This is a genomic window from Chitinophaga sp. sic0106, from assembly GCF_019219075.1.
Taxonomy (GTDB): domain Bacteria; phylum Bacteroidota; class Bacteroidia; order Chitinophagales; family Chitinophagaceae; genus Chitinophaga.
In genome coordinates this window covers 1-24113 of record NZ_JAHUWJ010000016.1, presented here as the reverse complement: position 1 = coordinate 24113, position 24113 = coordinate 1, and the positions used below count along the sequence as shown (strand labels likewise).

Annotated in this window: 17 protein-coding genes and 1 rRNA gene; 10 read left to right on the top strand and 8 right to left on the bottom strand. The window is 47.4% G+C overall.

Annotation, left to right across the window (positions count from 1 at the left end):
* Nucleotides 1-17: 17 nt before the first annotated feature.
* Together ppk1 and KW844_RS21085 are read right to left on the bottom strand one after the other, a co-directional pair.
* Complete coding sequence (gene ppk1, locus KW844_RS21090) at nucleotides 18-1994, bottom strand: polyphosphate kinase 1 (protein ID WP_218378775.1); 1977 nt, start codon at nucleotides 1992-1994, stop codon at nucleotides 18-20.
* 7 nt (nucleotides 1995-2001) lie between these two features.
* Nucleotides 2002-3273, bottom strand: coding sequence for a Pycsar system effector family protein (locus KW844_RS21085; RefSeq protein WP_218378774.1), 1272 nt, complete (start codon nucleotides 3271-3273; stop codon nucleotides 2002-2004).
* A 71-nt stretch (nucleotides 3274-3344) separates the two neighbouring features.
* On the opposite strand from KW844_RS21085, the gene KW844_RS21080 reads away from it, so the two are divergent.
* Entirely contained in the window at nucleotides 3345-4196 is an 852-nt protein-coding gene (locus tag KW844_RS21080) for a hypothetical protein (protein ID WP_218378773.1), read from the top strand.
* Nucleotides 4193-7843: a BamA/TamA family outer membrane protein gene (locus tag KW844_RS21075; protein WP_218378772.1), complete on the top strand. Its 3651-nt coding sequence runs from the start codon at nucleotides 4193-4195 to the stop codon at nucleotides 7841-7843. Before KW844_RS21080 ends, KW844_RS21075 begins: the two co-directional genes overlap by 4 nt.
* Here KW844_RS21075 and KW844_RS21070 read toward each other — a convergent pair.
* The 5 genes from KW844_RS21070 to KW844_RS21050 all read right to left on the bottom strand — a co-directional run bounded on the left by KW844_RS21070 (nucleotide 7826) and on the right by KW844_RS21050 (nucleotide 14096).
* Nucleotides 7826-10168 carry a GAF domain-containing protein gene (locus KW844_RS21070; RefSeq protein ID WP_218378771.1) on the bottom strand — a complete coding sequence of 781 codons (2343 nt, stop codon included), beginning with the start codon at nucleotides 10166-10168 and terminating at the stop codon, nucleotides 7826-7828. The two genes, KW844_RS21075 and KW844_RS21070, sit on opposite strands and share 18 nt — an antisense overlap.
* A 199-nt stretch (nucleotides 10169-10367) precedes the next feature.
* Nucleotides 10368-11591, bottom strand: a complete 1224-nt coding sequence (gene lysA / locus KW844_RS21065; RefSeq protein WP_073083899.1) for a diaminopimelate decarboxylase — start codon at nucleotides 11589-11591, stop codon at nucleotides 10368-10370.
* A 134-nt stretch (nucleotides 11592-11725) separates the two neighbouring features.
* Nucleotides 11726-12121: an RNA-binding S4 domain-containing protein gene (locus KW844_RS21060; RefSeq protein ID WP_218378770.1), complete on the bottom strand. Its 396-nt coding sequence runs from the start codon at nucleotides 12119-12121 to the stop codon at nucleotides 11726-11728.
* A 72-nt stretch (nucleotides 12122-12193) separates the two neighbouring features.
* Nucleotides 12194-13564, bottom strand: a complete 1371-nt coding sequence (locus KW844_RS21055) for a dipeptidase (RefSeq protein ID WP_218378769.1) — start codon at nucleotides 13562-13564, stop codon at nucleotides 12194-12196.
* 67 nt (nucleotides 13565-13631) lie between these two features.
* The gene (locus KW844_RS21050; protein WP_218378768.1) at nucleotides 13632-14096 is read right to left on the bottom strand and encodes a response regulator; all 465 of its coding nucleotides are present in this window, start codon (nucleotides 14094-14096) and stop codon (nucleotides 13632-13634) included.
* A gap of 395 nt (nucleotides 14097-14491) precedes the next feature.
* Here KW844_RS21050 and KW844_RS21045 point away from each other — a divergent pair, with 395 nt between their 5' ends.
* From KW844_RS21045 to KW844_RS21030, 4 genes are all read left to right on the top strand, one after another.
* On the top strand, nucleotides 14492-15070 hold the full coding sequence (locus tag KW844_RS21045; RefSeq protein ID WP_218378767.1) for a LemA family protein: 579 nt from the start codon (nucleotides 14492-14494) through the stop codon (nucleotides 15068-15070).
* 69 nt (nucleotides 15071-15139) lie between these two features.
* Complete coding sequence (locus tag KW844_RS21040) at nucleotides 15140-15595, top strand: TPM domain-containing protein (RefSeq protein ID WP_218378766.1); 456 nt, start codon at nucleotides 15140-15142, stop codon at nucleotides 15593-15595.
* A gap of 39 nt (nucleotides 15596-15634) precedes the next feature.
* Complete coding sequence (locus tag KW844_RS29300) at nucleotides 15635-16417, top strand: YgcG family protein (protein WP_218378765.1); 783 nt, start codon at nucleotides 15635-15637, stop codon at nucleotides 16415-16417.
* A gap of 21 nt (nucleotides 16418-16438) precedes the next feature.
* Nucleotides 16439-17362, top strand: a complete 924-nt coding sequence (locus KW844_RS21030; RefSeq protein WP_218378764.1) for a hypothetical protein — start codon at nucleotides 16439-16441, stop codon at nucleotides 17360-17362.
* A gap of 82 nt (nucleotides 17363-17444) precedes the next feature.
* Here the strand turns inward: KW844_RS21030 and KW844_RS21025 are convergent, their stop codons facing one another.
* Nucleotides 17445-19988 (bottom strand): M1 family aminopeptidase, encoded by a 2544-nt coding sequence (locus KW844_RS21025; protein WP_218378763.1) that lies wholly within the window; start codon nucleotides 19986-19988, stop codon nucleotides 17445-17447.
* Between the two features lie 133 nt (nucleotides 19989-20121).
* Here KW844_RS21025 and KW844_RS29295 point away from each other — a divergent pair, with 133 nt between their 5' ends.
* The 4 genes from KW844_RS29295 to KW844_RS21005 form a co-directional block, all read left to right on the top strand.
* Nucleotides 20122-20619: a biotin/lipoyl-containing protein gene (locus KW844_RS29295; RefSeq protein WP_218378762.1), complete on the top strand. Its 498-nt coding sequence runs from the start codon at nucleotides 20122-20124 to the stop codon at nucleotides 20617-20619.
* 37 nt (nucleotides 20620-20656) lie between these two features.
* Nucleotides 20657-22156, top strand: a complete 1500-nt coding sequence (locus KW844_RS21015) for a DUF4476 domain-containing protein (RefSeq protein WP_218378761.1) — start codon at nucleotides 20657-20659, stop codon at nucleotides 22154-22156.
* A gap of 95 nt (nucleotides 22157-22251) precedes the next feature.
* Nucleotides 22252-23100: a tRNA pseudouridine(38-40) synthase TruA gene (gene truA, locus KW844_RS21010; protein ID WP_255578563.1), complete on the top strand. Its 849-nt coding sequence runs from the start codon at nucleotides 22252-22254 to the stop codon at nucleotides 23098-23100.
* 553 nt (nucleotides 23101-23653) lie between these two features.
* Nucleotides 23654-24113: ribosomal RNA gene (locus tag KW844_RS21005) — 16S ribosomal RNA — on the top strand; the annotation flags it as partial.

Sequence of the window (24113 nt, the reverse complement as noted above, 5' to 3'; positions counted from 1 at the left end):
TTTTCTGTACTTGTAATTTACTGCATTTTCCCAATATACCCGGTAATGTTGGCCTGGGCATTGGCAGGATCTGCCAGTTGTATGGCTACTATGTCTTTCAGCTGTTGCTGTATAGCGGGGTCGTATACCGGCACACATACTTCAATGCGGCGGTGGAGGTTGCGGTTCATCCAGTCGGCGGAGCCTATGTATACCTCTTCCTGCCCTTCATTATGGAAAATGAATATGCGGGCATGCTCCAGGTATCTGTCTACAATCCTTACCACACGTATGTTTGGCGATGGCACCAGGCAGCAGATACTTCTTACGATAAGGTCTATCTGTATACCAGCATCGCTGGCCTCATACAATTTGGCTATCATCGCTTTTTCCTGCAGATTATTGAGCTTGATGGTAATTTTCGCAGGCTTACCAGCTTTAGCGTTGGCAATTTCACGGTCTATCAACTGGTTAAACCGGGTAATCATATTGAATTGCGCTACCAGCAGATGGTTGAACTGAATAAAGCCATATTCTCCAGGCTGCTCGCGGCTTTGCAGATAAATGAACAGCAGTTCCATTTCACGGGTAATGCCGGCATGTGCAGTAAACAGCACATGGTCGCCATAAAAACGTGCAGTGGTTTCATTGAAGTTACCCGTGGCAATGAGTCCGGAATAATCGTGGTGATATCCGCGCTTACGCTTCACCAGCGCCGTTTTAGCATGCACTTTCATGCCGGGGATGCTGTATACGATTTTCACGCCGGCCTCTTTCATTCGTTTGGACCAGCGGATATTATTGGCTTCATCGAAGCGTGCTTTCAGTTCCACAAACACCGTCACCTGCTTACCGTTTTTGGCGGCGGAAATCAGCGCCTGCGCTATCTGAGAGCTGGAGGCGATGCGATACAACGTCACATATATTTCCTGTACATCCGGGTCTATGGCGGCTTCGTTGAAGAAACGCAGTACATAGTCGTACCGCTGGTAAGGTACATGTACCACCAGGTCTTTCTGTTGAATCAAGTCCAGGATATGGTCTGTGGCAGCCGTTTCCGGAATTTGCACCGGTGCATACTTCGGATAAAATACATTTGGTATCGGTGCCGGCAGGGGCAGGTCGTTCAGGTCTTTCAGGTTGTGATACATGCCACCGGCCACCATTTCTTCGGGTTTAATATCGAAGATGTTAGCAAGGTATTGCTGTAACGGTGGAGGCATAGCCGCATCATAGAGGAAGCGGGTAGGCACTCCCAGCTCGCGTTTGCGGATAAGGGTTTCTACCTCTTCAAGGATATCACCTTTAAACTCATCCATGTCCATTTCTGCATTGCGGGTGAGCTTAAAGCTATAGGCGCCGTTGATGATGTAGCCTGGGAGAATGTATTCGAGATGGTAACGGATAATATCATCCAGCATCAGAATCTGGTACAGGTCATTCTCTTTAGGAGGCTGGTAAAACCTTGGCAGTACGGAAGGGATGTTCAGTAGTACATAGGTCATCATATCAGGTTTTTCCAGGGGAGACACTGATACCGCAAGGTAAAGTGCATTGTTCTCCGGGAAATAATTCTTTTCAGCAGCCTGCAGCCACACCGGTTGCAGATAAGCCAGAACGGTCGTGAGCAGATATTCACGGGTAACCGCCAGCTGGGCAGGGGTGAATGCCTCCTTGTAACAAAGGTGTACCCCGTTTGCTTTCAGCAAGGGCAGTATTTCCGTAACTAAGATGCGACCATAGTTTTCCTGCTGCCGGTTTACTTCTGTGAGCACCTGCCGGAGTGTATCGGTGGTTACAGATTCATCGCCACCTGCGGAGGGTTCTTTTTCCAGTAGCTTATTCACCGCCAGGATAGCCGGCATCCTTACCCTGAAAAATTCATCCAGGTTGGAGGAGTATATCGAAAGAAATTTGATGCGTTCGTACAGGGGAACCTGCGGGTCCTGCGCCATTGTGAGCACCCTGAAATTAAATGACAACCAGCTGAGATCCCGGTTAAACAAAGGAACCATGATTTACTTATGCTTTTACGGGAAAGAAGATGGCAGCCACCAGGAATGCCAGTACTGAAAGAATTAATCCGAACATGAAAACGTTGTAGGATATACGAAGCAGGCGGTACTTATGACCCAGCACCACACCCAGGTGATACACGTCTTTGGTCATACTGCCGTACAGGAAGTCTGCATCATTCATCATCTGCTTCATACCCCATTCATATTCTTCCAGCGTCATTTTGTGGAAATTGCCGAAGAACAGCAGGTTGGCATCTTTACGGGAAATATCCTCCCGGGTAAATGTACCACTGGTAACATTGGGCCTGGTGGCCAGTACGGCAAATATCACGGTAGTTACAGAGGTGATTACAAACAGGAGAGAAGGAATGATAAAGTTAGGGTAGTCCTCCAAACGGCGGATCAGTAACGTGAGCATGATGGACAGGATGATGGAGTTCACCGAGATCATGATGTGCGCTTTACTGTCGGCCATAGAGCTGAGGCGGATGTGGTTGGTGCTCGTAATGCGGAACATCGTTTCCACGCCTCTGTCGGGCTTCCTGGCTTTTTCTTCCTTTTCCTTATGCTTATGGTCTTTGTCTTTATGCTTTTCTTTTTCTTCTACGAAAAAGTGTGTTGTGGTGCCGTCTGACGGGGGAGTGGTGGTATTAGCAGTGATACCTTCATCCGCCAGTTTCTTGTCTAATTTTTTCTGCATTTGTTTGATATTCTCGTCTTTCTGTTGTTTCTGTAAGGTACGGGCATAGTCGGTCCAGTACTGATGTTGGGTAAGAAAGCGGATGTTGCTCCTCAGCCATTCGGTCTTATCCACTTCCTTGTGATGTACCATTTCCACCTCATGGCGGAGCAGCTTACTCCGCTCGGCGTACTCTTTGGACCCCAGATGGAATAAATCAGCATCACAAACAATTTGTTCGATGAGTGTGTTGGGACGCTGAGGCATTTTGGTAGCGAGGATACAGCCTTTCACCATTTGCTGCAATTCTTCGGATGCGTTTTGCTGCCGCAGGAATTGCAGCGCTTCCTCGGCACCGGCTTCTTCGTGACTGCTGCCTTCTCCTTCCAGGTATCCTTCGTCGTGAAACCAGGCTGCTACGTATACGGCAGTCAGTTCGTCGTCCTGGAGGCGATAATGTGCTGCTATTTGCGCAGCGGCATCTACCACGCCCTGTGTATGTGTAAGATTATGGTAAACCAGTGCTGGTTGCGGATTGTCCCTGTATTTTGCCAGTATGTATTCTCTGGCTGCATCTATGAGGGCAGTATTTTGCATATGTGAAGATGATTAAATCCAATCTGAAGTTACTGTATTTTTGAGTTAAATTTAAGCTATAAAGTATCGCTATGGATGTACGAATCCTGCTATTTTTCCTATTATTCCTGCTATCCTGTAACTATTTTTCAGACAGGTCGCAGAAAGTTTATTCCTCCCCTCATGGTTACGACCTGGGGTCGCCGGTACGCTACCGGGTACGAGAGTCTATGCAGGAAATCTCCGGTATAACCCTCTATCCTGACGAGCGCCGCATCCTCGCTATTAACGACGAAGAAGGGAAAATATTCGAAATAGATGTAAAAGCAACCAAAGCCTATCCCACCTGGAAGTTTGGGAAAAATGATGACTATGAGGACCTCTGTGAAACCGACAGCGGCTTCTTTGTACTCAAAAGCAACGGAAGCCTGTTCCGTATTTTCAACCTGTTTACCGACTCCGTTCGCTCCGTTCACTACAAGTTTGGCAAAAAAGGAAAAAAAGAGTTCGAAACGGCCTACTTCGACAAGAACAAAAACAGTATCATAACCATTTGTAAGAATTGTGAGGACGATAAGAAACTGGGCGTTACCAGTGCCTACAGCTTCCGGTTAGACAGCATGGTATTTGAATCCGACCCTGTATACCAGATAAAGGACGATGAAATTGCACATCTCGCAGGCAACGACATGCGCTTCTTCAAGCCCAGCGCTGCGGCCATACATCCTATTGAGCATAGGCTGTATATCGTGGCCTCCGTGAATCAGCTGCTGGTAATTACAGATCTGGAAGGCCATTTACAGGAAGCCTACAACCTGAGACACCGGCTGTTCCTCCAACCCGAAGGCCTGGCCTTTGCCCCCAACGGAGATATGTATATCTCCAACGAAGGCGGGTACGATGGAGTAGCCAATATTCTCAAATTCACTTATAAAAAGAAATGAGAGCATTCTACGCATTAATTTTTGCCTGTCTGTTATCGGGCCTGGTGTATGGCCAGTCCGGCAATGTGAAACAACGCATCATCCTCATCGGGGATGCCGGTGAACTACATCAAAATGGCCGTAACCCGGTGGTTGACGCCGTTCGCAGCAAGTACGATCTGCAGGACAGCCGTAACACCGTGCTGTTCCTCGGCGATAACGTATATCCCAAAGGGTTACCGGATTCGCTGACCAAAAGCTATCCCACCGCCCGCCAGATACTCGACTACCAGGTAAACCTCGTTCGAGGTACCAATGCCAGAGGATTTATCATTCCCGGTAACCACGACTGGGAAAAAAGTAAACCCAACGGCTGGGCTACTATCCGCAACCAGCAACGGTATGTGGATTCCCTCCATCTGCCCAATGTCACCTTCTTTCCTAAAGACGGTTGCCCTGGACCAGAAGAAGTAAAAATCTCCGATGAGGTCACCCTCATCATCATGGATAGCGAATGGTGGCTGTTCCCCTACGATAAACCAGGCGTGGATGATGATTGTGAGTGCAAAGAAAAAGATGAAGTGCTGGTGAAAATTTCGGAGATAGTAGCGAAAAACCGTAATAAACTCATCGTATTCGCCACACACCATCCTTTCAGAAGTTACGGTATCCACGGCGGCTACTATACCATCAAACAACACATCTTCCCGCTTACAGATATGAAGCCATGGCTGTACGTGCCGCTGCCGGTAATAGGCTCTATTTACCCGCTGACACGCGGCGTATTCGGTACCCCGGAAGATTTACCGCATCCGTTGTACAAGGATATGGTGAAAGGTATTGAAGATGCCATGCGCCAGCACGGCCCCATCGTATTCGTTTCCGGCCATGATCATACGCTGCAGCTCATCAAAGATGAAGGCAACAGTTACGTGGTAAGTGGCAGCGGTGCCAAAAATAACCGGGTAAAACAAGGCAGTAAATCACTGTACGCCACCTGCGATAACGGCTTCAGCGTACTTGAAGTAATGGAAGACAGTACCGTGAACGTACAGTACTTCCTTGCTGAAAACCTGTCGCAGCCAGCATTCACCAATACATTGCTGCACTATTCAGACTTCAACCGACTCGGTATAAAATTCACACAACCGGATACATTGCCCGCAGTAGTCACCCTGCCGGCAGATACCCAATATGAACAGGTGAATAACTTCCACCGCTGGCTGCTGGGTGAAACCTACCGTAAGATATGGGCGGCACCGCTCAACTTTCCGGTGCTCAACCTCCGCACCGCTAAGCCTGGCGGACTCACCATCCTTCAGCGTGGTGGCGGCATGCAAACCCGCTCGCTGCGATTGGCAGATACCGCCGGTGTGGAATATGCCATGCGCTCCCTGAAAAAATATCCGCTGGTAGCTATTCCTCCTTTGCTGCGCGAAACTATTGCCCGCGAAGTAGTACAGGACCAGATTTCAGCAGCAAACCCTTACGCACCACTGGCAGTAGCAGTGCTCGCAGATGCGGCTAAAATCCCCCATACCAACCCAACTTTCGTATACCTGCCAAAGGATACGGCGCTGAACATTTATGTCAACGACTTCGGAAATGATGTATACCTCTTCGAAGAAAGGGAACCGGTTACCGGCGAGAAAGAAAAAACTTATAACACCCTCAAAGTGGTGGATAAGATACAGGCAGACAATGACTACCTCGTGGATCAGAAGTCCGTACTGCGGGCAAGGCTCCTGGATAACTACATCATGGACTACGACCGCCACGATGACCAATGGCGCTGGTTCCGGGAAAAACATAAAGGCGTGGATTATTACTATCCCGTGCCACGCGACCGCGACCAGGCCTTCTTTGTGAATAACGGCTTCCTGTCCAGGATTGTAGCTGCGCCATTCCTCATGCCGCAGTTCTCCGGCTTCCGCCCTAAAACGAAAAACCTGAACCGCTGGAACTTCTCCACCCGATTTTTTGATCGTTCTTTCCTGAATGAACTCAATGAGGACGACTGGAAAAAACAAATCAGCAAGTTCCTGGAAAGAATGACCGACAGTACGCTCGAAGCTGCTGTAAATGCATTCCCGGATACGGTGAAACACCTGGTAAGCCCATACATGCTCAGCACGCTGAAAGCCCGTCGCAACGGTATGGAAGACGTGATGCTCAAATATTACCGCTTCCTGTCAAAACGTGTATACGTGCCCGCTACTGCTAAAGACGAACTGATACAGCTGGACCGGAAAGATAATGGTGCCGTGTCACTCAATATTTCCAAAATCTCTAAAAAAGGTGAGGTGCAGCACTCCGTATTCAGCAGAACATTCCAGCCATCCGTCACCAAAGAACTGAATATCTATGGTATGGGAGGGCAGGACCGCTGGGTGATTACCGGTAATAACAGCACGCCTATACGCATCCGGTTTATCGGCGGCCGCGATACCGATAGTTATACCGATAGTTCCACCTCCGGTGCCGGCAAACGTATACGCATATACGATCTGAAGAGTGGAAAAGATACGTTCAGCCTCCACGGTGATCAGGCACTCAAATTATCCGATAAGCCTGAAAATATCGCCTATGAGCGTAAATTCTTTAAGTACGATAAGTTTCTCCCGCTACTGGCGGTAGGTTTCAATAAAGATGATGGTATGCTGCTCGGGCTCGGGGCCTCTTACCAGCATCAGTCATGGCGTAAGGAGCCTTTCGCCTCCCGCCACACTTTTGCAGCCACGCACGCGCTGGCCACCAAAGCCTGGAACTTTAAATATATGGGTGAATGGAATGACGTGATCGGGAAAACCGGCGTGATCACACACGTAAATGCTAAGGCGCCTAACAATACGATTAACTTCTTCGGTTACGGCAATGAAACGGTATTCGATAAATCGAAACCTGGAAAAATCAGTTACTACCGCGCCAGATTTGAACTGTATAGTGCCGATGTGTTGCTGCACTCCAACTTTGGCCAGAAGCTGTCGCTGTCCTACGGCCCGGCCGTATCCTGGTACCAGTTTAATAAAACGGAAAATAACAACAGGTATATCACCGATTTCAATACCAACGGACTGGACTCCGCCAGCGTTTACCACAACAAAGGTTACGCCGGCGCTAAAGTGGTGGCCCAGCTGGATACCAGAAATAATAAGCTGATCGCCACCCGTGGCGTATTGTGGACAACTACCTTTAGTGGGTATGGCGGACTGAATAATTTCAGTAATAACCTGGCATCCCTGCAGTCGGACCTTAGCATCTACCTAAGCTTTAATAACCCTGACAGATTTGTGCTGGTAACCCGTTTTGGCGGAGGTAAAGTTTGGGGAAATTATGAATACTTCCAGGCGTATTCTATTGGCGGGGTAAACAACCTGCGCGGATATCGCAACTACCGCTTTGCGGGCGAGGCAGGAGTATATAATAATACCGAAGTACGTTTGAAACTCTTCGACCTTAAAACATTCCTCCTGCCTGCCGGTGTGGGCCTGCTGGCCTTTAATGATATTGGCAGGGTATGGGCGCCTGGCGAAAAATCACATGTATGGCACGATGGCTTTGGTGGCGGGTTATACCTGGCGCCGGTCAATGCCCTGATTGTGACTGCCGTTATCGGCCACTCCAAAGAAGAAACCCTTCCTTATTTTACTTTAGGATTTAAGTTCTAACTCCTGCAAATTGACTTTTACACGAAGAGCTTTAAGGCCGCTAACGCCTTGGAGCTCTTCCAGGTCAAGCATCTCCATGTCGGGCAGCAGTATATTCTTGCTTTGCAGAAAACTGATATACTTCTTATACTCCTCCATTTCGCGTGCATTGGAATACACAATGGCAATCATGCCAGGTTGCGTAAGTCTTTCTCCTGAGTCTTTTACATGCACTTTATCAATACGCTTTTTAATGATTTCGTAGCGGATATTATACGCACCTTCCACATCAAATCTGCGCTCATCATTACGGAAACTAATGGTGATCGGGGAGCTGTGCATCAGAATCATCTGCGTGGTTTGCAGCGGATTCTTCAGCGTAGGCGCCATTTTATGCGTCAGTCTGGCAATGGTAGCCATCGATGAAAGTTGCCACAGGCGGAGGTTGCGGAGGTACAACTGGTCAAATTTTTTCTCCTGTGCAATCGACTGACCAATGTAAATCGTGTATTCGACACCGTCAGTACGGTATTTTTCAAAGTAGCATGGGAACGACTGCTGAATGTACTGCCGCTCTTTCTCCAGGTACAGGTTGATGGCGGTATTCACCTGGGCCAGACTCTCTTCATACTCTCTCCTGTGGTGATATACGTGGCCTTCTTTCTTATCAATTTTTGAATAGTAGTGGTCCAGTACCGGGCGCAGTGATTCATTGTTGCTGCACAGGTGTTCCAGCACCGGTTGTATTTCCTGGTCAATGAAATCGTTGATTTTCACATCTTCGCCGGCAGTAAGGCTTTCATGCAGGTTTTGCATGATGTCCCTGGTTTTGAACTGTAGTTCTTCCAGCAGGTTCAGCTTTACAGTTTTGGTTACTACAGCCAGCGTTTCATCGATCAGCTGGAGTTGTTCCTGCAGGTCCTCCCGGATGGCGTTACCCTGTTCGATGGAGGAATTGCGGATGTCCACCGCGCCGTACAGCGGGTACACTTCATCAAAGCTGATGCTGGCAATGTCTTTTCTTTCTTCTTCCGGTGTGAGCAGGTGTTTCCAGGCCGCATCCACAAACTTCCATTCTACGGAAGGTTGCAGGGCAGTAAACTGTTCCTTGATCACTTCATTGATCCTGCCTTCGAGGATGTTAATACTTCTGTTGAGCATTAGCACCAGCAGTGGATAAATGCTTTGTAGCTGCCACAGTGGGCGCTCAGAGAGGGCATTAGGGCGGGAGGCTGCCAGTTCCAGCACGCCCAGCACTTCACTTTTATGTTTGATCGGAAATAATACAAAGCTCCTGATTTTTTTAAGCGTCAGGTATTTCAGGAACGGGTAGTTCGCAATGCTTTCTTCTGTTACTTCCGGGATAATCAGTGGCTGCGGGTTTTTAGACAGGAACTCCACCATCTGTGCAAAAAGCAGCTGTTCCTGCTTTTTATTGCCGATACCCAGCACAGGATCTATGGGGGTGAACTTGTCTTCCAGCACATGTTTGTTGTTCACCTTTGGAAATGGTACCATGTGGGCGGTAATATCAAAAATGCCCAGGATGGCTGGCACCATTCTTTCCAGTGTGCGGTAGCTGTCAATTTCATTGTTGCCGTTCATGTTCATGACCAGCCCTTTGATAGTGTTCACCGCTTCGGATTGCGTTACGTCTTCTATGGTCCAAATGGCGAAGCCTTCCAATACGAAATTGTCCAGTGGCAGCAGGGTTTCCAGCATGTCCACTGACATCTGCCTGGTACAAAAATTATTATAATCCAGCTCCGGCAGTTTTCCTTTTACGCGTACATCCACAAAGCGGGCATCGATATTCACTTTCACCTGCTTGCGTACCCCATCGGGTGTATCCAGGGTGTGGATAATGTCGTTCTGATAGCCGATAGGGAAATGGTAGTGCCTGTCGAGTATCAGTTTATATAACCATAATTTTTTATCTCTTTTTACCCGGTTGATGCTAATGCCCTGGGGAACGGTGGCCAGTAAATCATCTTCTTCCGTGAACAGGCGTTTGAACATCTCAGAATAATAGAAGATGGCGAACTTAAAAGGCACGCTGATGCCGTAGATATCTTTTTTAGTATCTACGGTCACCGGGAAAATGGACGCAATTACCAGGTCCAGGTATTCGCGGTAAGGTTCCAGGCTTATATTGTCTGGAATTGCTTGAAGCAGTTCCGGTTTTGCATTGAATTTATCCAGTATGTATTGGTAAAAGCCGGTACGGCCGTCATGTTCTCTCTCTACTTTATCCTTCAGAAAACGCAGAAAAGGGGCAAATGAAATGTGTGATTGTATGATTTGATCCTCTTCAAACAGATTCTGGTGTGCAGTTAAAACTTTCATATATATGTATATTATGAACCATGTTTAATGGTTCATGCCAGCCAATTAATAACTTATAACAGTTGTAAACAGTGAAGGTTGTTAGCTCAAGGGGGTTGGGATAGTATTGAAGACGAGCGGGGAAGGGGAATATTGTATTTTTCAAGGATAGCAGGCCATTATCTTACAAATTTATGATAACGGCCTGCTGTCTTTTTGCTTATGCTAATTCGATCTGGTTTTTAAGCAGATCTTCAATGGTATCCCTTCTGCGAATGAGCTGCGCTTTACCGTCTTTTACCAGCACTTCTGCCGGTTTCAGGCGGGAGTTAAAGTTGGACGACATTTCAAAGCCATAGGCACCGGCATTGTAGAATACCAGGAAATCGCCTTCTCTTACTTCATTAATTTTTCTATCCCAACCGAAAGTATCGGTTTCGCATATGTTACCTACTACGGTATAGATTCTTTCGGTGCCTTTAGGATTGGATATATTCCGGATCAGGTGGAAAGCATCATAGAACATAGGGCGGATCAGGTGGTTAAAGCCTGAGTTTACACCTACGAATACGGTAGCGGTAGTTTGTTTGATCACGTTGGCTTTTACCACGAAGTAACCGCACTGGCTCACCAGGAATTTTCCCGGCTCGAACCACAGTTGCAGCGGGCGTTCGTGCTTAGCGCTGAATTTGTTGAATGCCTCGGTCAGCTTTTTACCAAGCAGGTCGATATCTGTTTCAGGATCTCCTTGCTGGTAAGCTACTTTAAAGCCACTGCCCAGATCGATGGATTGCAGATCAGGGAAGTGTTCGGCCATTTCGAACATGATTTCCACACCACGGAGGAAAACGTCTACGTCTTTGATTTCAGAGCCGGTGTGCATGTGCAGGCCGGTTACTTTCAGTTTAGTAGATTTTACAATGCGTTCTATGTGGCGCATTTGGTGTATGGAGATGCCAAACTTGCTGTCTACGTGGCCAGTGGAAATTTTGAAGTTTCCCCCTGCCATAATGTGTGGATTCAGGCGTATACAGATAGGATAGCTGTCACCGAACTGGTTGCCAAACTGCTCCAGGATGGAAATATTATCGATGTTGATGATCACGCCCAGCTGTTTGGCTGCAATGATTTCCTGCAGGTCTACACAGTTTGGGGTGAAGATGATGTTTTTAGGATCGAAACCAGCTTTTAATCCCAGCTGTACCTCCTGGATGGAAACGGTATCCAGACCGCAACCCAGAGAGTTGATGTACTTCAGGATGTTGATGTTTGTCAATGCCTTACAAGCGTAGAAGAAACGGGTGTCAGACTTCTGAAAGGCCTTTTGCAGCTTTTCGTACTGGGTTTTGATCTTTTCCGCGTGGTAGATATATACCGGGGTACCAAATTCTTCTGCGATTTTCACCAGGTAATCGGTGGCGAGCACGTCACTTTGTTTAGGCATTTTGATCCTTAGGTTTATTAATTAGTTGGCAAAATTACTACGCATTTGCGTACTACGCAAATGCGTAATTACGTAAATACGTATATTTTTTATTTTTTGGGGTAAAGAGGGTGGTTGATGGGCTTCCTGGGGGATTAGTCCTCGGGGTTACCCATGAAATCATCCAGTTCACGCCGTTCCTTTTTCGTAGGGCGGCCAATCTTACTCTGGCGCTTACCGGTTTGGAATACGCTGGGCATAAAGTTGGTGCCTGACTTATCCTCTTCGGGGGTGTTATCCACATAGTATTTTACGGCCTCACTAAAGGCTACCCTGTTGGAAATCAGTCCGGTAACTTCAATTATCCACTTACGTGCTTCTGTTCTGATTTCAAATTTATCCCCTACAGTCACGGGTTTAGCAGCTTTTACGGAGTTGCCGTTCATTTTTACCTTTCCGCCGTCGCATGCATCTGCGGCCTGGCTACGGGTTTTGAATACCCTGATAGCCCACAGATATTTATCTACTCTGATTTTTTCGTTGGTACTCATAGTGTGAAATTAAAAAGAATGGTCCGATCTGCCATGGGGCGGACCGGACCAACACTAAAAAAGTGGGGATGACTACTTGCTCAGTTCCGCAAAGAATTTGTGGAAGTAAGGGATGGTTTCGATCCCTTTATAGAAGTTAGCCAAACCATATTTCTCGTTAGGAGAGTGCAGGTTGTCGCTGTCCAGCCCAAAGCCCATCAGCACGGTTTTGAGGCCCAGTACGGACTCGAATAGTGCTACGATAGGGATGCTGCCACCGCCGCGAACGGGGATGGGTTCTTTACCGAAGGTAGCGTTGATAGCCTGTTGCGCCGCTTTGAACGCTACGGAGTCCGTAGGTGTTACATAAGGGCTGCCACCATGGTGTTTGGTTACTTTCACCGTTACGCTCTTAGGCGCAATGGCTTCGAGATGTTTGGTAAACAGGTCGGAGATTTCGTGCCAGTCCTGATCAGGCACCAGGCGCATACTGATTTTTGCAAATGCTTTGGATGGCAGTACAGTTTTGGAGCCTTCGCCGGTGTAGCCACCCCAGATACCATTCACCTCCAGGGTTGGACGGATACCGGTTCTTTCGATGGTGGAATAACCATTTTCGCCCCATACATCGTTGATACCCAGGTCTTTCTTGAATTCTTCCAGGTCAAATGGTGCCGCGTTGAGGGCAGCTCTGTCTTCCGCAGAAAGTTCCTGTACTTTATCGTAGAAACCAGGAATGGTGATGTGGTTGTTATCGTCGTGCAGGCTGGCAATCATTTTAGCCAGGATGGTAGCCGGATTGGCTACGGCACCGCCGTAAACGCCACTGTGCAGGTCGCGGTTAGGCCCGGTTACTTCTACTTCCATGTATGCCAGTCCACGCAGGCCGGTATCGATGCTTGGGGCTTCCAGGCTGATCATAGAAGTATCTGAAATCAGTACCACATCGGCTTTCAGGCGTTCTTTATTTTCTTTCAGGAAGATGCCAAGGTTTGCTGAGCCTACCTCTTCTTCCCCTTCAATCATGAATTTGATATTACAAGGGATGGTATTGGTTTGCTGCATTGTTTCAAATGCCTTTACGTGCATATAAAACTGTCCTTTATCGTCTGCACTGCCGCGGGCGTAGATGTTACCATCTTTGATCACCGGCTCAAAAGGGCCGCTGTGCCAGAGCTCCAGCGGATCGGCAGGCTGTACATCGTAGTGGCCGTAAACCAGTACGGTTGGGAGAGAAGGATCTATGATTTTTTCACCATATACAATCGGATGTCCTGCGGTAGGGCATACCTCCACATTATCAGCGCCTGCTTCTACAAGGCGTTGTTTCACTTCTTCAGCACATTGCTGAACGTCTTTATTAAAGCGGGAATCAGCACTCACGGAAGGAATGCGCAACAATGCCAGCAATTCGTCCAGGAATCGGTCTTTATTCTGTGCCTGGTAATCTTTCCAAACTTGCATGATTGAGGAAGTTAAGTTTCACAAAGGGTGCAAGTTAAGGATTTTGGTTACATCGCTGAAAATCCGGTTAGGAGATTAATTTCTGTCGTACGAGGAACTCCAGCTTTTCATTCACATCCAGCAGTTTGGCGGTCAGCTCTTTGTTTTCCTTACGGAGAGAGTAGACTTCAAAGGCTTTTTCGATGTTGTGTTTCAGCTCTTCCTCGTTCCAGGGTTTGGAGAAGTACTTGTATACCTGCCCTTTGTTAATGGCATCTACAACAGCATTGATGTCTGCGTAGCCTGTCAGCAACATACGGATTGGTTCAGGGTAACGTTCCAGAATAGACTCGAAAAATTCGATTCCGGTCATTTTGGGCATGCGCTGATCGGAAATGATGATATGGAATTCATGCTCCTGCAGCAACTTCTCTGCTTCTTCCGCAGAAGTTGCCGTGAACACATTATACAGCCTTCTGAAGGAAGCCTTGAATGCATTCAGATTGTGAACTTCATCATCGATATAGAGTATGGTAATGTGTTGCGCACTCATTTAAGAAGACTTAGATCCAAGTTAGTAATAATAAATGAGTTAGAAACAATGAAACGTAAAAAACGATTTAGTAATCGACTCTGTCCCATTCATTATTCGCGGGTATGCTGCCGTTTTAGCAGTCGCACCGCGGTGTAAAGGTACGTATAAACATACTGTTTTGACAGGATATTTTCAATCAATGGATGAACTTTTTTTAAAATTTATCGTTTCGCTTTCCGTTACTCTTTTAGTAACTTTCTTTACCTTCATCCGGGTACCGGCGCAATTATGACGTTCACCGCCATTTTTGCAGCTTTCACCGGAGAATTAACTACTTACACCGGACTCAGGCAAAACAGGAATAAGTTTTGTACATAGTACGGCAACCTATAAACAATTAAATTCTAACTCAGATGAGAACAGGTATTATTGTACTTATTGTACTTGCACTTTTGGTAATGTTCGGTTGTGGTAAATACAACGGAATGGTTAAGCAGGATGAAAATGTGAAAAATAAATGGGGTGCTGTACAAAGCGCTTATCAGCGCCGTGCGGACCTGATCCCCAACCTGGTATCCACCGTTAAAGGTGCCGCCAACTTCGAAACAGAAACACTCACCAAAGTAATGGAAGCCCGTGCCAGCGCTACCCGCATCAACGTAAACGTGGATGACCTGTCCCCTGAAAAAATTCAGCAGTACCAGGCCGCACAGGGCCAGCTGTCCCAGGCATTAGGCCGCCTGCTCGCCGTGTCAGAAGCCTATCCTGACCTGAAAGCAAACCAGAACTTCCGCGACCTGCAAGTGCAGCTGGAAGGCACTGAAAACAGGATCAACGTAGCCCGCAACGACTTCAACGATGCCGTAAACGGTTATAACAGTGCCATTCGTACTTTCCCTAACAACCTCGTAGCCGGTATCACCGGATTCAAGGCTAAAGGTTACTTCACCGCCGACGAAGGCGCTAAAGACGCACCGAAAGTTCAGTTCTAATATTTGCAGAAATAATTGAGAAGTCCCCGCCACAAAGCGGGGACAATCTCTCCGATAAATCCTTCATCAATGCGGATTTTCCCTTTTAAACGAAAAGAAATTTTTTCAGAGTCGGAGAAGAACAGACTTGTGCAGGCAATCCGGGTGGCTGAAAGACTCACCTCCGGAGAAATCAGACTTTTTGTAGAAAGCCATTGCCAATACGTAGACCCCATGGACCGCGCCAAAGAGGCATTCCTCTCGCTCGGCATGGAGAAAACCAAACAACGCAATGGCGTATTGTTATACGTGGCCATCAAAGACAGGCAGTTTGCCATCTTCGGGGATCAGGGAATCCACGATAGGGTAGGAAACGACTTCTGGGTAAAAGAAGCCAACCTCCTCCTTTCTCACTTTAAAGACGCTCACATCATCGAAGGTATCGAAGAATGTATCCGCGAAATTGGTGAATCCCTCCGTACCCACTTCCCACACGAAGCCGGTGACGGCAACGAACTGCCAGACGATATCGTCTTCGGCAAATAGCCTGGGTCCACGCTTTTAAAACGTTTTTAGCTGTATACAATGAGGATATTACGTTGGTTCCTACCGGGACTTTTACTGCTCACGGGATTGCTGGCCAATGCCCAGAATATACCTCCCAGACCCAATCCTCCTACACTGGTGAATGACTTCGCCGGCGTACTCCTCCGTGAAGAAGATGAAGCTTTGGAACGCAAATTGGTGGCTTACAATGATAGTACCTCCACACAGATTGCGGTTGTCATCATCAAATCTGTCGGAGAATACGATATCAGCCAGGTGTCACTGAAAATTCTCCGCGACTGGGGAATTGGTACCAAAGGCAAGAACAATGGTATACTGATACTTGTTGCTGTAAATGACAGAAAGATCAGGATCGAAACCGGATATGGCGCTGAAGGGGCACTTCCTGATGCATTAGCTAATCAGATTATCAGCCAGGACATCAAGCCTGCTTTCCGTGACGGTCACTACTATCAAGGCCTCGATGACGCTACTACCAGCATCATCAAAGCCATGAAAGGTGAATATAAAGCCAACCCCCGTAAGAGTGAACCAGGCATCAGCCCGGGTGTACTCTTCATCATCATTATCATGATCGTTCTGATCATATCCTTCCTCGGAAGAGGTGGCGGGGGATCAGGAGGCGGTGGTCGCGGTACTACCTATAACCGCAGAGGAGGCTGGATATGGCCGGTAATCGGTGGTATGGGTGGCTTCGGCGGCGGCGGTGGCGGCGGCTGGTCCGGTGGCGGTGGTGGCGGCGGCTTCGGTGGCTTCGGCGGAGGCTCAGGAGGCGGCGGCGGCGCCAGCGGCAGCTGGTAATCTACCTAAAACAAAATTGTTATGTCGTCTTACCTGCACGTCTTGAATGGAGATGCTTCCCTTACCTTGTTCCGGCAAAGTAAGCTGCCCGGTGAGCCCGTCGTTTGCAGGGAAGTAATGTGCGAAGGGAAAGTGAAGTATACCAAAGACCCCGAAGAATTCTTCGAAAGCAGGGCCAAACACCTCGAATTTCACTACGGTATCGATAAACAATCTTACCATACGCAGGTGGTGCAGGAACTGGAGAAAATCAAACCCTCCGGTTCCTCCCCATCTGAAATCATCCTCTGGTTCGATTACGACGTATTCTGCCAGTTTAACCTCCTCTTCATTATTCACCTCATCAGAACGAGGTTTAAAGAACTGCCCCCAATCTCATTAATCGATTTCCCCCGGCACCCCGATCCATCCGCATTCGATCAATACATGAACTCCCGCGTATTGCTCACCCCCACCGATCTCGAAATGGCCGACGACGCCTGGGACGCCTTCTGCCTCGATACCCCACAGGCACTGGAACTCTTTTCCCGCATGAACACCGGCAATCTTAAACACCTCAACACCGCTATAGCTGCGCAACTCGCGCGGTTCCCGAATACGGATAACGGACTCAATGTCATCCAGGAATTTTTCCTGCAACGACTCCGCATGGGTAGCTACCGCTGGTACGAACTCTATAAATTATTCTGGGATACCATGCCCATCTACGGCTTCGGCGACTTCCAGCTGGATATCATGGTCAACCGCATGAGCAAAACCGGCGTCCTCGAACGGGACGACCAAATGCTCCGCATCACCTCCCTGGGCATAGAAGTGCTGGAAAATGAAGAAAACTATATTGACTACACGTCGATGGAACATCGCTGGCTCGGTGGGGTGCGATTAAAAACAAGCCCCTGGCGCTGGAGTAAAAGCCTGAAGCGCCTCGTAGCGATTGATAAATAGCCGGTTTTACATCTCCCCTGGCGATTAAAACAAAAGCCCGTATGCCAGAGGCATACGGGCTTTTGTAATTTTACCAGCGAGCTTACTCGCTCTTACTATCTTTAATCACTTTCGCTTTCTCTCTCATATAAGCGGCCTGTTGTTGCAGCGCTTCTTTATCCGCTCCTGTAGCGCGGCCCGCTGCTTCACTCTTCGCCTGGGCAATCTCTTCCAGCCAGTTAGAGATGTATTTATTTACCTGCGCATTCTTGAATTGCTCCGTCATGGCCTGTACCTGGTCCACACCCTTGGTTACCGCCGGTGTATTGTTGATCTTGGACAGGAAGCCGAGGTAATCAAAAGCAGCATTTAGTTTATCCTGACCACCCGTTTCTTCAAATTTCTTTGCAATGAAGTCCAGGTCGTCGATGCTGCCTTTCTGGGCAAACAACAGGGTGATAGAATTGATCAGTTTACCTTTTGCATCGTTCTGCAGGGTTTTAGCCGCCTGGTATGCCTTTTCGGTATCCAGCTGTCCGAGTGCTTCCAATGCTGCGCCTTCTACGCCATAGGAAGGATCTTTGATCGCCGCTTCAAACAGGGAAAGGAATTGTTTGTCTTTCAGTGACCCCAGCTTTTTAATAGCTGCTGCACGGGCGAGGGCATTTTTATCTGTCTTCGCTATATTCTCTACTTCCTTAATGGTAGCGGATTTGATAGCTTCATTACCAAATTTCAGTCCTTCTATAGCCAGTACGCGTAGGCCATGGTATTTATCTTTCAGGGCGGCCTGCATTACTTTCAGCGCCTCCGGATTACCGGATTGTAAATCAGTAGCTTCTTCTATAGCCATGCGTCTGTCCATGTAGTTATCCACATGGGCATACTGATAGGCGTACGTGCTGAAGTCGCGATGGTCGTCTTTCTTGGCCAGTAATACTTTGTCCGCATCCACGTTTACCAGGTCTGGTTTGCCACTCACATTGAAGGTGAAAGAGTCAATCCTGTTTTGCATAAATACCTGGTGGCGTGTTTTTTTACCACCTTCATACACATCAATAGCCATTGGCAGTTGCCATACTTTCTCATCTTTCTGGATTTGCTGAAGCAGCACGGTTACTTTACCTGGAGCATATTTATAGCTGATATCCAGCTGTGGCATGCCCTGTCCGAAATACCACTGGTTAAAGAACCAGTTCATATCCCGGCCGGTAACTTCTTCTACAGCCAGGCGTAACTGATGGGCCTCAGTAGATTTAAATGCATGTGTTTTCAGGTAGAGATTCAGGGACTTGAAGAAAGCCGAATCGCCCACCGTATTACGCAACATATGCAGGATGCAGCCACCTTTCTGGTAGGTGATCTGGTCAAACATATCTTCTTTGTCGGCATAGTGGAAACGCACCAAATGCTTATCCCCACTGTATTGCACCATTTGCATGTATTGGTTGCCGTTGTCGAGCAGGTGCTCATCTGCAGCATCTTTACCATATTTGTGTTCCAGCCACAGGTATTCACTGTAATCGGCGAATGATTCGTTTACGGTGAGGTTACTCCAGGATTCAGCAGTAACAAGGTCCCCGAACCAGTGGTGAAACAGTTCGTGGGCAATCACGTTTTCATTGTAGTTATTGTTGTCCAGCAGCTCTCTGTCTGTTTTCTGCAGGAATTCACCGTGCAGGGTAGCGGTGGTGTTTTCCATAGCGCCGGAAACGTAGTCACGACCGGTAATCTGTGAATATTTCACCCATGGGTATTCGTAATTCAGAATTTTAGAGTAGAAGGTAAGCATCTCAGGGGTATTGCCGAAGATGTTCCTGGCGTACTTTTCAAATGGTTTTTCCACATAGTAGTTTACCTCTTTTCCTTTCCAGGTATCCTTTACGATAGCATAGTCGCCTACAGCCATCATAAACAGGTAGGGAGAGTGCGGGAGATCCATTTTCCAGGTGTCAGTACGGGTGCCGTTAGCATTCTGTTTCTGGCTTACCAGCTTACCGTTGGATAGCGTAACGTATTTCTTATCTACCGTCATGCTGAGTTCCTGCGTGGTTTTCTGGTTGGTTTTATCGATGGTAGGGAACCATACAGAGGAGCTTTCCGTTTCGCCCTGTGTCCATATCTGGATAGGTTTCTTCGGATCTTTTCCGTCAGGATTAATGAAATACAGGCCTTTGGCATCAGAGATGGCAGCGCTTCCCTTTACTTTCAGCTCATTAGGTTTGGCCGTATAGCTGATGTATACGGTGTATTTATCATTGGGTGTATAAGTTTTATTCAGGTCTATATGCAGTTGCAACTGGTCGTAAGTATATTTTAAAGGCAGGTTTTTACCGTTTTGAACCAGTGCTACCTCCTTGATGTCCATGCCTTTGGCATCGAGGGTGAGGGAGTCGGTGTTGTAGAAATGTGGTTGGAGGGTAATCCATGCTTTTCCATAGAGGTAGGCTTTGGCATAGTCAAAGCTTACATCCAGCCTGGTATGTACCAGGTCATTAATTTTGGTGGCAGAGGCGCGATAGATCTTTAATACGGAATCTTCAGGGGTTAATTTTGCCGTCTGGGCGCTGGCGGAGGGGCCGGATCCCAGGCAGGCAGCTCCGCCGAGCAGCAGTCCAAACACGGACAGCTTCAAATGTTGATTCATGCAATATAGTTTTGTGTGAATATCTGTTTTACTTTTCAGTAAAGTGGTCCAAATTTAAACAAATGGGTTAATAATGAGGTAAGTGGTTAAAAATGCTATTTTTGTTTCAGATAGGGCCTAAAACAGAATTATCATGATCAAAGCAATAGTGAATGGTAAAAGCACATTTACCGTCAATAAAGAGCAGGAAATCACTGCGGATGGACAAAAGGTGGACTGGTCTGCCATACAGCTGCCCGGAGGGGATTACAGCGTCATTATGGACGGCTTTAGTTACCAGGCCCAGGTAATTAAGGTGGATAAAGAGGCAAAAACCGTATTATTGCAAATAAATCAGCAGCAGTATGAAGTAGCCATAGAAGAACCAATAGATCAGCTGCTGGCCGCCATGGGGATCAAAGATGCCATGGCTAAAAAGGTAAATGATATTAAAGCCCCTATGCCGGGACTGGTGCTTAAAGTATTGGTAGAACCAGGCCAGGCAATTAAGAAAGGAGATCCGGTACTAATACTGGAAGCCATGAAGATGGAGAATGTTTTCAAGTCTGCCACTGATGCCATCGTCAGGGAAATCAAAGTTTCAGAGCGTACTGCCGTAGAAAAAGGGGAAGTGCTGATCGTACTGGAATAATATTTGTTCAGGAGAGTTTTTATACCATCAATTAAGTATGCTTTTTAATTACAGGACAGTAATATCTGTATGTGTCTGCCTGTTGTTCGGTACCGTTTTACGGGCACAGAACGAACAGCGCCAGCACTATTACGTGTATATCCAGAGTGAAAAGGGCCAGCCTTTTTACGTAAAACATAATGGCCAGGTACTCAGCTCTTCTGAGCGGGGCTACCTTATTTTGCCTAAGCTGGGTAATGGCACCACGCCTATCACCGTGGGATTTCCGAAAAATGAAGCACCTGAGCAGCATTTTGATCTGAAAGTAGGTCAGAAAGACCAGGGGTTCCTGCTGAAAAAGGCTACAGCAAATGCATATACGCTGTATAACCTGCAAACTTTCCGGGAGCTGAAGTCGGATAACCTGTTGCTGGCTACTGGTGGAACTAACAAGGAAGAAGAGCCGGCCATCGCAGCAACTACGGACACGGCACAGGAAACGCTGACCAAAATGCAGGGCGACCTGGAAAATGCGCTGGGCAGCACCGCTACCATTACCGGTCCGGCTAAAAAGCCTGCCAAATCAAGTAATGGCTTCGCTTCTGCCCTGGATAAGGTAGTTGTCAGCGGCGATGATAGGGAAGAGGTGATACAGGAAGCTGCAGTAGTAGCGGCTACACCAAAGGCTGCTGCAAAGAAGCCCATGAACGAGGTGAAAGAAAAGCTGGAGCGCTCCCCGCTCACAGATGAGGAAAAAGCAATTCTGGCGCAGGTAATGGCGGAAGAGAGCCGCACCGCCGCCAGCGAAGCTGCCGCCGCGGATGTGGCCAAAGCCAGTGAAGAAACAGAAGAAAAGAAATCACGCCGTAACAAGAAGAAAGAAAATAATCCCGACTTCATAGATTTTCAGGAAGATGGTAAACCTGCAGCAGCAGCGGCTGTTCCTGTAGAAGTCCCTGTGGCAGCGGAAGATGTTCCATCTCCCAAAAAGAAAAAGAAAAAACAGGAAACCGATATTCGTACGGGCGAAATCGTTACAGACACCAGCGGTTACGGTGTAGCCATGTATGACCAGCAGGAGGAAAGTGCTTCCAAACGGAGACGACGCAAAAGTGCCACTGCTGAAGAAGCGGTACCTGTGGTGGCGGCCGAAGCAACAGAGGTAGCAGTGGAGCCGGTGTCTCCCAAAAGAAAAAAGAAAACGGAAGAGGTAACGGAGGCCACGGAAGAAAAGCCGGCAGCCAACAAGCGCCTGGTCAACAGCGACTGCGGCAATATTATGGATGAAGGCACTTTCAAGAAACTGCTGCGCAAGTTTGTAAGCTCCAGTAGCGACGACGGTATGCTGGATGTGTTCCGTAAGCAAACCCGCAACTATTGTATGGAAACTGCGCAGATCAAAACACTGGCACAGCTGGTAGTGGATGAAGATGCCCGCTATCGCCTGCTGGATATGGCTTATAGCAAAACTTATGATACGGAGAAATACGGTTCGCTGGAATCGGTATTGACGGATAACTATTATAAAGGTCGCTTCAAGGCGATGTTGCATAAATAAATAGTACCATATACTGGATACAAGGGATAGCATTAGACATGCTATCCCTTGTGCTTTTCAGGAATATTGGGCTCCACACTCAATCCTGTGACGTTATGGAGCTGTCCTTCCTGGCAGCCATCCGCGCTGGTCACGACCAAATAAGATCATACCTGTTAGATTTCGTATTACCTTCGCGCCATATGAACAGATACTTTATTGAGGTCGCATACAAAGGGGCTGCATACAGTGGCTTCCAGGTGCAGGAGAATTCACATACGGTTCAATCGGAGATCGACAGGGCGTTGAGTATTCTGTTTCGTAATCCCATTGTAACTACTGGCAGCAGCAGAACGGATGCCGGTGTGAATGCACAGCAGAACTTCCTGCATTTTGATACGGATCTGCCTTTACATGCTCAGTTTATATATAAGATCAATGCTATTCTGCCTTCAGATGTGGTATTGCGCCAGATATATGCGGTGCCGGAAACGGCGCATAGCCGTTTCGATGCCTTAGGTAGGTCTTATGAATATACGTTGTATACGCATAAGGATCCGTTTATGGAGGACAGGGGGTATTTCTTTCCATATAAGATGGATGCGGCCGCGCTGCATGAGGCGGCGGCGGTTATTATGGAATACAGTGATTTCACTACTTTCTCCAAACGTAATACCCAGGTAAAGACATTTATATGTAAGATAGAGGAGTCACGTTGGGACATTGGTCCGGAGCGTATAGTCTATAACGTTACTGCGAACCGGTTTCTGCGTGGAATGGTGCGAGGCCTTGTTGGTACTATGTTACGTGTGGGTCGTGGGAAGCTGACAATGGAACAGTTCCGGCAGGCGATAGAGCGTAAGGATTGTGCCAGGGCCGACTTTGCGGTGCCGGGGCAGGGATTGTTTTTAATGAAAGTACAGTATCCGGAGGGGTTATTGCAGCCTGTTTCTGGTAGGATCTGAAAAAATATTTCATGCCAAAACTCTTTGCTATAAAGGGTTTTGGCATTTTTGTTTGTTTTAGGGAGAAGAAAAAGTTGGTGGATTGAAAAATCCGCTTACCTTTGCAGCCCGCTTTGATAGAAAGCACACAAATAAAGTTCTTCACGACACGGCAACAACTTCATTTTTCACTTGATACATAATCTTTCGAATGCATTGCCAATGCAGCATTTCAGAAAGGAAGCAGTGGAAAATAAATTCAGAAAAATTTTGAAAAAAATTTGGAAGAAATAAAAAGTTGATTACCTTTGCAACCCCAACGATAACGGGGCGATAAACGAAAAGCGCTTGTCGGATTGAAATACTGAAGATGTACGCCAGTAGGGCACGGAGATCGGATCTCCTACATTGACAACTGCTAATTAATTAGCACAAGTTCTTTGAAAGATTGGAAACAACAGCACGAATCAAATTAGTGATAGTTTGATTCACAAACACAGGTAATGTTTACAGCTAAACATAATTAATGATCCGATTGATTTCGAGAGAAATTAGTCAGTATCAAAACTTCTTTACAATGGAGAGTTTGATCCTGGCTCAGGATGAACGCTAGCGGCAGGCCTAATACATGCAAGTCGAGGGGCAGCGCAGTGTAGCAATACATGGGCGGCGACCGGCAAACGGGTGCGGAACACGTACGCAACCTTCCTTCAAGCGGGGAATAGCCCAGAGAAATTTGGATTAATACCCCATAAGAATGTAGTGAGGCATCTCACAGCATTTAAAGATTTATCACTTGAAGATGGGCGTGCGTCTGATTAGGTAGTTGGTGAGGTAACGGCTCACCAAGCCGACGATCAGTAACTGGCGTGAGAGCGCGACCAGTCACACGGGCACTGAGACACGGGCCCGACTCCTACGGGAGGCAGCAGTAAGGAATATTGGTCAATGGACGGAAGTCTGAACCAGCCATGCCGCGTGGAGGATGAAGGTCCTCTGGATTGTAAACTTCTTTTATTTGGGACGAAACACTT

Coding starts and splice junctions, on each gene's coding strand:
- KW844_RS21075 (WP_218378772.1), top strand. CDS start 4,193: ATGAGAGCATTCTACGCATTAATTTTTGCCTGTCTGTTATCGGGCCTG.
- ppk1 (WP_218378775.1), bottom strand. CDS start 1,994: ATGGTTCCTTTGTTTAACCGGGATCTCAGCTGGTTGTCATTTAATTTC.
- KW844_RS29300 (WP_218378765.1), top strand. CDS start 15,635: ATGAGGATATTACGTTGGTTCCTACCGGGACTTTTACTGCTCACGGGA.
- KW844_RS21050 (WP_218378768.1), bottom strand. CDS start 14,096: ATGAGTGCGCAACACATTACCATACTCTATATCGATGATGAAGTTCAC.
- KW844_RS21080 (WP_218378773.1), top strand. CDS start 3,345: ATGGATGTACGAATCCTGCTATTTTTCCTATTATTCCTGCTATCCTGT.
- KW844_RS21060 (WP_218378770.1), bottom strand. CDS start 12,121: ATGAGTACCAACGAAAAAATCAGAGTAGATAAATATCTGTGGGCTATC.
- KW844_RS21015 (WP_218378761.1), top strand. CDS start 20,657: ATGCTTTTTAATTACAGGACAGTAATATCTGTATGTGTCTGCCTGTTG.
- KW844_RS21030 (WP_218378764.1), top strand. CDS start 16,439: ATGTCGTCTTACCTGCACGTCTTGAATGGAGATGCTTCCCTTACCTTG.
- KW844_RS21025 (WP_218378763.1), bottom strand. CDS start 19,988: ATGAATCAACATTTGAAGCTGTCCGTGTTTGGACTGCTGCTCGGCGGA.
- lysA (WP_073083899.1), bottom strand. CDS start 11,591: ATGCCTAAACAAAGTGACGTGCTCGCCACCGATTACCTGGTGAAAATC.
- KW844_RS21070 (WP_218378771.1), bottom strand. CDS start 10,168: ATGAAAGTTTTAACTGCACACCAGAATCTGTTTGAAGAGGATCAAATC.
- KW844_RS21040 (WP_218378766.1), top strand. CDS start 15,140: ATGCGGATTTTCCCTTTTAAACGAAAAGAAATTTTTTCAGAGTCGGAG.
- KW844_RS29295 (WP_218378762.1), top strand. CDS start 20,122: ATGATCAAAGCAATAGTGAATGGTAAAAGCACATTTACCGTCAATAAA.
- KW844_RS21085 (WP_218378774.1), bottom strand. CDS start 3,273: ATGCAAAATACTGCCCTCATAGATGCAGCCAGAGAATACATACTGGCA.
- KW844_RS21045 (WP_218378767.1), top strand. CDS start 14,492: ATGAGAACAGGTATTATTGTACTTATTGTACTTGCACTTTTGGTAATG.
- KW844_RS21055 (WP_218378769.1), bottom strand. CDS start 13,564: ATGCAAGTTTGGAAAGATTACCAGGCACAGAATAAAGACCGATTCCTG.
- truA (WP_255578563.1), top strand. CDS start 22,252: ATGGAGCTGTCCTTCCTGGCAGCCATCCGCGCTGGTCACGACCAAATA.